Source organism: Pseudomonas sp., assembly GCF_026224925.1.
Lineage (GTDB): Bacteria > Pseudomonadota > Gammaproteobacteria > Pseudomonadales > Pseudomonadaceae > Aquipseudomonas.
In genome coordinates this window covers 1-8,787 of the sequence record NZ_JAMFRV010000185.1, presented here as the reverse complement: position 1 = coordinate 8,787, position 8,787 = coordinate 1, and the positions used below count along the sequence as shown (strand labels likewise).

6 protein-coding genes and 1 pseudogene are annotated in these 8,787 nt (G+C 60.7%); all 7 read right to left on the bottom strand.

The genetic code is table 11. From position 1 onward, the window contains the following. Positions 1-1,814 (bottom strand): MMPL family transporter (locus tag M0974_RS07920; protein WP_297834989.1); only part of this gene is annotated, 1,814 nt, incomplete at its 3' end. Positions 1,815-1,824: 10 nt separating this feature from the next. Beyond that, positions 1,825-2,796, bottom strand: coding sequence for a YCF48-related protein (locus tag M0974_RS07915; RefSeq protein WP_297834987.1), 972 nt, complete (start codon positions 2,794-2,796; stop codon positions 1,825-1,827). A gap of 255 nt (positions 2,797-3,051) precedes the next feature. Continuing rightward, positions 3,052-4,002, bottom strand: a complete 951-nt coding sequence (locus M0974_RS07910; protein ID WP_297834984.1) for an OB-fold domain-containing protein — start codon at positions 4,000-4,002, stop codon at positions 3,052-3,054. Positions 4,003-4,007: 5 nt separating this feature from the next. Beyond that, positions 4,008-5,219, bottom strand: a complete 1,212-nt coding sequence (locus M0974_RS07905; RefSeq protein WP_297834982.1) for a thiolase family protein — start codon at positions 5,217-5,219, stop codon at positions 4,008-4,010. Between the two features lie 93 nt (positions 5,220-5,312). Continuing rightward, the gene (locus M0974_RS07900) at positions 5,313-6,983 is read right to left on the bottom strand and encodes a DUF1302 family protein (protein ID WP_297834979.1); all 1,671 of its coding nucleotides are present in this window, start codon (positions 6,981-6,983) and stop codon (positions 5,313-5,315) included. A 67-nt stretch (positions 6,984-7,050) separates the two neighbouring features. Continuing rightward, positions 7,051-8,139, bottom strand: a complete 1,089-nt coding sequence (locus tag M0974_RS07895) for an MBL fold metallo-hydrolase (protein WP_297834976.1) — start codon at positions 8,137-8,139, stop codon at positions 7,051-7,053. Further along, positions 8,132-8,787, bottom strand: a pseudogene (locus M0974_RS07890) (long-chain-acyl-CoA synthetase); the annotation flags it as partial. The pseudogene M0974_RS07890 and the gene M0974_RS07895, both read right to left, overlap by 8 nt.

Here is an 8,787-nt window from a genome sequence, read left to right as displayed (position 1 = left end):
CCGGCCAGGAGGAACTCAACCTGCGGCGTGCCGACCTCGGCAATGATGCTCTTGGCTTCATTGATCGCATGGCTCACGGTGCTTCCTTCGTGATCGGCGAGAAACACCAGTATCTGCATTTGCTGACAACCATCGGTGACCAGCCCATCGTCTGGCATATAGGCCCGCGCGCCCTGGCTCAGGCCACGCGCCGAGCCGGGAATCGCCGACCAGCGCGGATTGCCCTCGTTATTACCGGCAATCACTCGCTTGCCCATGCCCGCCACGCTCTGTACCGACTGCACGCCGCTGACCGCGCGCATGCGGAAATCAAAGGCTTCCACGGCGCGCATCACTTGGGGTGATAGGCAGCCCTCTTCGACGCCCTTGACCTGGACAAATACCGACATCACGTCGAGCCCGATCGAGTAGCTGTTGATGATTTTGCTGTTGTCCTGGTTATAACGCGAATCGGCCCGCAGTTCCGGCGCGCCCGCGCCGATATCGCCTACCGCCAGATCACGCGCTTTGTAAGCCCCGGCCGACAACAGCAAGAGGCTGACAGCAAAAACCCCGAGGGCCGGCCCAGGCTCGGACAATGCCGACAACCGCCACCAAAGCCAGTGCTTGCCGGTTTGACGGGCTTGCGCCCGGCGCAACAAAGCTGGCTCCAGACGCAGGTAGGAAATGATGATCGGCAGCATCAATTTGTTGGTGATGATCATCAGCATCACGCCGATGCAGGCGGTCACGCCCAGCTCATGCACAATAGGAATATCGATCAGCATGATCACCGCGAAACCCAAGGCGTTCATCAACAGCGCCAGTGAGCCGGGAATAAAAATCTTGCAGAATGCCGAGTGCGCCGCCTGCTTCGAACTGCTGCCGGCCACCACGTCCTGTTTCCAGGCGTTGGTCATCTGCACCGCATGCGATACACCAATGGAAAAAATCAGGAACGGCACCAGGATCGACATGGGGTCGATACCCAACCCCAACAAAGGCAACAGCCCCAGCAGCCAGACCACCGGCAGCAAGGCCACCACCAGGGCCACCACCGTCAGGCGCAGTGAGCGCGAATAGAGCCACAGCAGCAGCCCGGTAATCAGGAAGGCCACCACAAAAAATCCGATCACCGTGTTCAGCCCATCAACCACATCGCCGACCAGCTTGGCAAAGCCGACGATATTGATCTCGATATTATCGCTACTGTACTTCTGACGAATATCCTCAAGCCGCTGGGCGACGTCGGTGTATTTCACCGGCGCGCCCGTCTGCGGGTCGCGATCCTGGAGGTCGGCGCGGACCATGGCTGACTTCTGGTCATTGGCTACTAGCCGGCCGATCTGCCCGGAAGCGGCGGTATTACTGCGCACTTGCGCCAAGTCTTCCTGGGTACCGCTAAAACGCGGCGGCACCACCACATCGCCAAAAAATCCCTCCTCGGTAATTTCGATGTAGCGCACATTGGCGGTAAACAGCGAGGTCACGCTGGCGCGGCTGACGCCGGAGATAAAAAACACGTCGTCGGTGACTTTCCTCAGCGTGTCGAGGAACTCTGGGTTGTAAATATCGCCCTCGCCTTTCCAGTGCACGCTGACCAGGAACCGGTTGGCGCCGGTGAAGTACTGGCTGAACTTGAGAAAGTTGACCATGTACTCATGACGCACCGGAATTTGCTTGTTGAAGCCCGGATCCAGTTGCGTGTGGGTGGCGCTGTAGCCCAGGCCCAGCGTCACCAGGATAAACAGCAGCAGCAACCCTTTGCGCCAGGCCATCAACCGATCCGCAACTGCTTCGACGCATCGCGTCACCCAGCGTTTACCTTGTTTCATTGCCAGCCTCTCATTTACCTAGGGCAGCAACGCTGCCACCGGAACCTTGGAATACCCCGTGCTCGCCGCCCACCAGCAAGTGCGAGCCGACCATCGTCGCCGAGGTCAACGTGCCGAGCCCGGCCATCCGCCCGACACCCACCAAAGCCCCCTGTGCATCCAGGCGCACCAACGTACCGCCAGCCCCGACGATCAACAGGCCGGTGTGATCCGGCAGCAGGACGTGACCGTAGAGCGGCAGTTGGTTACCGATATCGATCTGGGTCCAGTTGTCGCCGAAGTCGTGGCTGACGAACGCATGCCCGCGCATGCCGTAGGTCACCCAGTTATCCGCGCTCAGACGTACGATGCCGAACAGCGATCCGTTGTAGAAGGCCGGCAGGGTCTGCCAATGTTGACCGCCATCGGCGGTGCGCAGTACCAGGCCCTGTTCACCAACCAGCATCCGCCGGCCATCGGCACCACCGGCCATGCTGTTCAGGTGGGCGCTATCGACGTCCAGCGTCTGCGGGGTCCAGGTCACCCCGGCATCGTTGGTTTGATAGAACTTGCCGAAACTGCCGAAGGCCGTTGCGGTGTCGCCGCCAGCGGTCCAGATGCCCAGCAGCGGTTCTCCCAGTTCGGTGTCATAGCGCACTTCCTGCCAATGGCTGCCGCCATCCTCGGAGCGCAAAATCCAACCGTCATGCCCCACTGCCAGCAACCGCCGCTCGTCCAGCGCCACCAGGGCAGTCAAGGTGATCTCGCGTTGCGGAGCGACGCTGGCTTGCTGCCAACTGAGGCCCTGATCATCGCTGAGCAGGATGCTGCCGCGCTCGCCAACAGCGACCACGCGTGAACCGAGGTTGAGCAAGTCGTTGATCTGTACCCGGTCAGCGCGCGGCGCCTCTTGCGCCTGCTCCGGCTCGGATTTGGGAAAAAAGGTGAAACCGACGGTCAGGGCTACAACTAGGCAGACCATGTATCCGATCACTGAGCGCATAAAAATCGCTCCTGTTCGGGATACCCGTGCAAAGGGCAAGTCATAGGGCCAATCCTTTTGTTCTTGTCAGGCGCCAGGGCGTGCGAGGCAGGCGAAGTGGGCCTTGCCTCTGAGGAATAGTCGGGGGTAGGTCGATTTGAAACATCGTCCAAATGGCTTACAAAATGGCGCGAATAGCGTACTGCGAGAGAGAGGGGGCAAAGCCGTGCGCCAGAGCCGTCCACGGCATGGCCGTGGGTGACTCTGGCGCGACGATCAGGCGCGGTAGAGAATCACCAGATCGTTAATCACCGACGGTCGGTCCTGGCCAACCACATGGATGTTGAGTTCCAGTGTCAGTTGGGTGCCGCGCGCCGACAGTTGAACGTTTTTCACCCGAGCCCGCGAATGGATGCGCGAACCGGCGAGCACCGGAGCCGGGAAGCGCAAGCGGTCGGAACCGTAGTTGATCTGGGTGCTGAAACCGCTGATCTCGAACCCCAGCGCCAGTTTCATGCGCGACTGCAACACCTGCACCAGCGCACCGTGGGCGATGGTGCCGCCGAAAGGGCTATTCAGGCGCGCCCGTTCCGGGTCGGTGTGGATCCAGTAATCGTCGCCCGACAACAGGGCAAAGGCGTCGATCAACGCCTGGTCGACCACGACGCTGTTGCTCCAGTCGCTGAATTGCTCGCTGACCAGCGCCTGCAAGGCCGGCGCATCGTTGAGGTCTATCTGGCGGGCGGGCGGTTGTTGCTCCGCAGAAGGCTCTGGCTCGCTATCCTGCGCAGGCAACGGCTCAAAACTCGCCGCATCCTTGTCCAGCCCGGTGAAGCGCAGCAGGCGGTTGCCTTTGGCGTCGACTTCGGCAAACACCGGCTGCAAGGACATACCGATACGGATTTCGTCTTCGGCAAGGCCCACCAGATTGGTGTTGATGCGTACCCCTTGGGCCAATTCGACCACCGCCAGTTTCTGCGGCATTTCATCGATGAAGTCGGGCAAGGTCGGAATGCGCGTCACGGTGTAGCTATAGAGTGTCGCGGCGCCGTCGACTTCACGCCAGGCCAGGTCATGTTCCAGGCAGGCCGAGCAATGCCGACGCGGATAGAAAACCCAGTGTGCACAGGCGTTGCATTGCTGGATCAACAGGCGACGAGCCTTGAGACCCTCCCAGAACGGTGCGGAGATTTGCGTCGCGACCGGCATCGGTTTGTTATTGGACATGGTGCTTATGCTCCCTGAAGTATCAATGCGCCCTGCTCGCTCATCACGCCGCCGGTGCCGGAGACGTAGACGTTGTCGCAGCGCCCCAGTTGGCGTACGCCTGCCGTGCCAGCGATCTGCGTCACTGCCTCGATCACTTGGGACATGCCGCCGGCTGAAGCCGCCTGGCCAAAACTCAGCTGCCCGCCGTGGGTGTTCATCGGGAAGTCGCCACGCCAGGTCAGGTCGTGCTCGCGCACGAACGCCATGCCCTCGCCCTTGCTACAAAAACCGGCATCTTCCAGGGTCAGCAAAGCGGTGATGGTGTAGCAGTCGTAAATCTGCGCTGCATCGACATCCTTGGGCTTGAGCCCGGCCATCGCGAAAGCCCGATCCGAAGCCGGACCGATCGGCGTATGCAACATATCTTCGGCATAAGACGGCGATTTGAATGCCAGGTGTTCACCAAACCCGGTAATAAAGGCTGGGCGCTTGCGTGCTCGCGCCGCCACTTCCTTGGAGGCGATGATCATCGCGGCACCACCGGCCACGGGCATGACGATCTCCAGGACATGCAACGGGTCGGCGACCATTTTGCTGGCCAATACCTGTTCGATAGTCAACGGCTGGCCGTAGAACATCGCCTGAGGATTGGCCAGGGCGTTGGTGCGCTGGTCGACGGCAATCTTGGCCATTGCCCTGGGGTCGTAGCCGTACTGGGCAGCGTAGCGCTGGGCGATCATCGCGTAGCCAGTGTTCTGGCCCATGTGCCCATAAGGCAGGTCGAACTCGGCTTCAGGCGCACCGAACGCGGTGCTGTGCCCGCCAAAACGCATGGCCCGAACCATCCAGCTCGGGTCTTCGTCCGGGCCCAACGGCGCCATGCGTGCGGGTAGCACGCACAGCACAGCCTGGCATAAGCCCAGTTCGATGGCGGCAGCGGCGCGCCAAACCATGCCCACCGAGGTGCAGCCGCCCAGGTCTACCACTTCGGCGAAGTTCAGGCGCAGGCCCAGGTATTCGGCGGCCATCGCCGGTACGAACACCGAGGCTTCATGAAATTGCGGGCCGTTGATCACCAACCCGTCCAGGTCCGAGGCCTTGAGCCCGGCATCGCGCAACGCCTGGGCCGCCAGGTCGGCGACTTGCTCGAGGTGAAACATCTTGGGCGCGGTCGCGTATTTTTCTGGTTTGTATTGTGCGGTGCCAACAATGGCCGCATGCCCTTTGAGTCCCATAGTGTCTCCATGCCGAAGCGTAAGACTTCAGCCATTTCCAGGTTGTGTTGATGGTCCGGGGCTGTGCGGAGCGCCCCGGACTCGGGTGGTCGATCAGAAGGTGTATTTCACCGAGGCCGTGGCGTAGCTGCGGTCGGCGAACGGAGTCATGATCGGGTCCGGGGAACCCAGATAACCGATGTAGGTCAGTCCCACTTCCAGGTTACCCAAGTACTTAAAGGTAGTGCCCACGCTCACGCGTCGGTCGCCCTGTACCCCGGAGATGGTGCCGACCATTGGCGCCGCGCCGCTGAACACGTCGGAGAATACAAGCGGCACGTCCAGATCCCAGCCTGGGAAAACGGCCGGATAACTGAACGATGCCCCCACGGTGTAGGCGCTGGAGGACTTGGTTTGTATGCCTGAGGCGTTGTTGTAGGTGTAATCACTGGAAGGGGCCACTAGAGAGGCCACGGAGGGCAGCAGGTTCACGCCTTGTAGGTTGCTCGCGGCTGAAGTGGCCTGAACGCTGTCAACCTGCACACGGACGATTTCGGCGGTCAGGGTAGTCTGGCTGGCCCAGGGACGGTCCCCCAAGAGGCGGATCGCCGAGAGCTGCATTTGCTGGCCCTTGCCCTTGGCCGGAGTCGGACCAAGACCCGTATTGACCATCACCGGCGCACCGTCGCGGTACGACCATTCGCCGCTAATCTGGGTGTCGCCGAGCTTGGTCGAGGCGCTGATACCGGTCAGCTGGATGTCTTCGAAATACTTGATCCGATAACCGTTGGGGCTCATCACGTACTGGCCGCCGCCGATCGCTACCGGGTCATAACCGATCATGGCGGTGGCCGGGTTCTTGTCGTGGTAGTTGACGTGGAACAACGAAAGTTCAACGGCTTGCACCGGGCGATAGCGCACCTGCACACCCCACTGCCCGCTGTTGCGGGGATCGTCGGTGCCCTGGTAGGCGATCTTCTGGCCGTTGGCATAAATGAACTCGCGTCCCGGCCCCACCACGTCGCTGCTCGACAGGTAGCTGCCCACAGGCGGCAATTCGGTGCCCGACCATTCGTACTGCACGTAAGCGCCAAGGGTCACGCTATCATTGATGCGGAACGAGCCGGAAAACTGGCCGACCGGCAACAGAATGTCCTTGACCTCTGCACCCGGCAGCGCTGCCTTGACCGCGTCGGCGGGGTTTTGCACGCCGCTGACGCCAGGGTAGTAAAGGCTCTCACCCCAGGACTCGATGTGCCGCCCGGCCTTGACGTCGAGCTTAGTGCCGTTTTCAAATGCCCAGCCGTCGAACACATAGGCATCAAGTAGATGGGTACGACCGCCGCTGTAGTAACGGGTATCGCTAGTGAACTGGTTATTGCTTCCGCTTTTGTTCACCGTCGAGGGCGAGTTGTTATCGTTTTTTTGGTGATACACGTCGTCGTAGAAGGTACTGGCGCGTATAACTGCGCCGTAATTATCCTTTTTGAGGATTATTTCTCCCAGTGCGCTAACGCCGTCGCTGGTCAGGCTGCCACGCTTGAAGTTGCGGTCGGCATCGTCGGCGTTGGGGTTGGTCATTAAGCTTGGGTTCTGTTTGCCCGTGCGCACACCGATGCCGTAAGCGGTGGTCACCGACCAGTCCATCGTCGCGCCATTGTCGAAGTCGATCTGTTCACCCGCCCATAGCGGCGTGGAAACCAGCGCGATGACCGCCGTCAGGCTGGTGATCTGGATCGAATTCAAACCCTGGATCGTAGAATTATTGTTGTTTTTTTTGATCACACTGACTCTCCTGAAGGGCAGCCGGTTGGCTGCCTGGAATGTTCAACATTGCTGCCGTGCCGTCCGCTCAAAACACCATGAGCGGTGTAACTGCGCACGCCCCTCCCCCTACAGCACACCAATAGCGATACCGCCCCTGATGTTCTTCCCGCACCAGCGATCCTTGCGTCACCAAGTAGTTGGCATGAGCCAGCGTTTCGCCGAGCGCCATCAGTTCGTCGAAACGACCCGACAGCTTTGGAAACAGCACAGCCACCAGTTCCAGCGCAGTGCGCGGCTCGTCACAGGCGGCCAGCATCAACGCCAGATGAGCCCGGTGGTGGGCCTCCAACTGATCCAGACGCTGATGCAAATTGAAGAACGGTCGCTCATGCGCCGGTAAAACCAGGACGTTGTCGGGCAATGCTCGCAACCGTTCGATGGACTCCATCCAGTCGCGTAGCGGGTCAGCCTCGGGCTCAGTCGCATGCACACCGACCGTGGAGGTGATGCGCGGCAATACCTGATCGCCAGAAATCAGCAAGCCGTCGTCCGCCGAATACAAACAGGCATGCTCCGGCGAATGGCCACGACCGATGACTACTTGCCAGACACGCCCGCCAATGTTCAGGCGACTGCCCTCGCGCATGCGGCGATGCTGGTTGAGTGGCGCCGGACGGAAATGCTCGTTGCGCATTACCTCAAACATCTCGTTGGTCTGTTCGCGGCTGATCCCGGCCTTACGGTAAAAGTCGATAAAGTCCCAGCCCGGCGGCTGGTCGGCGGGAAGCTTGAGGTGCAACGCCTTAAACTCACTGGCTGTCATATATACCGGGCATTGAAAACGCTCGGAGAGCCAACCGGCGACCCCTGCATGGTCGGAGTGAAAATGCGTGCAAACCACCGCCAGCAGCGGCAGGCCGCCGCAGACCTCGCTCAGCACTCGTTCCCAGACTTCACGCGCCTGGGCCGTGTTCATGCCGGTATCCACCGCCACCCACCCGTCGGTGTGACGCAGCAGGTAGAGGTTGATATGGTCCAGGCGAAACGGCAGCGGCATGCGCAACCACCACACCCCCGGCGCGACTTCGCGCACCTCGCCCAGCGCGGGCGCTTCTGGCCATGGATATCGCAGGCCGCTACGTAGTTCGTGACCGTTAGCGTCGAGATCAGCCATGGTTGGCCACCGCAAAGGGTGTCAGGCCGACCTGCGCCAGGACGTGTTCCGAATAGGGTTGATAAGTACGTGTACTGTCATCACGGATAAACAACGGATCGGCGCAATGGTTCGGGCAATAACCCTGACGCTGCAGATCGACCTTGCGCAATTTAAAACTGCTGGTCAGGTCCGCCGCTGTCGTCACCCGAACAAAAACCGGGGCCGCGTAACGCGGCAGACGCGCTTCGGTCAAGGCGTACAGGGCTTTGGGATCGAACGCCTGATCCGCCTGCATCAGCACAGCGGCCATACCGGCGCGGCCTTCATTGCCTGGCACCTGGACGCCATAGACGTTTATCAATTCCAGCCCCGGCAGATCCGCCAGGGCATCGGCCACTTCCAGGGTCGAAACGTTCTCGCTTTTCCAGCGGTAAGTGTCGCCAATGCGGTCGACGAAATAGCAGTAACCCTCGGCGTCCTGGCGCAGCAAGTCGCCGGAACTCCAGTAGGCATCGCCCTCACGCAGCACATTGCGGCGGATCTTGCTCTCGGTGGCCTCGCTTGAGGTGTAACCCTCGAAACGTCCGCCGCCAATCTCTGGGTGATCGACGATAAAGCCCATGGCCTCGCCGACCTCGCCCACCTCGCAGAGTTGGTAAAACCCGT

Coding starts and splice junctions, on each gene's coding strand:
- M0974_RS07915 (WP_297834987.1), bottom strand. CDS start 2,796: ATGCGCTCAGTGATCGGATACATGGTCTGCCTAGTTGTAGCCCTGACC.
- M0974_RS07895 (WP_297834976.1), bottom strand. CDS start 8,139: ATGGCTGATCTCGACGCTAACGGTCACGAACTACGTAGCGGCCTGCGA.
- M0974_RS07910 (WP_297834984.1), bottom strand. CDS start 4,002: ATGTCCAATAACAAACCGATGCCGGTCGCGACGCAAATCTCCGCACCG.
- M0974_RS07905 (WP_297834982.1), bottom strand. CDS start 5,219: ATGGGACTCAAAGGGCATGCGGCCATTGTTGGCACCGCACAATACAAA.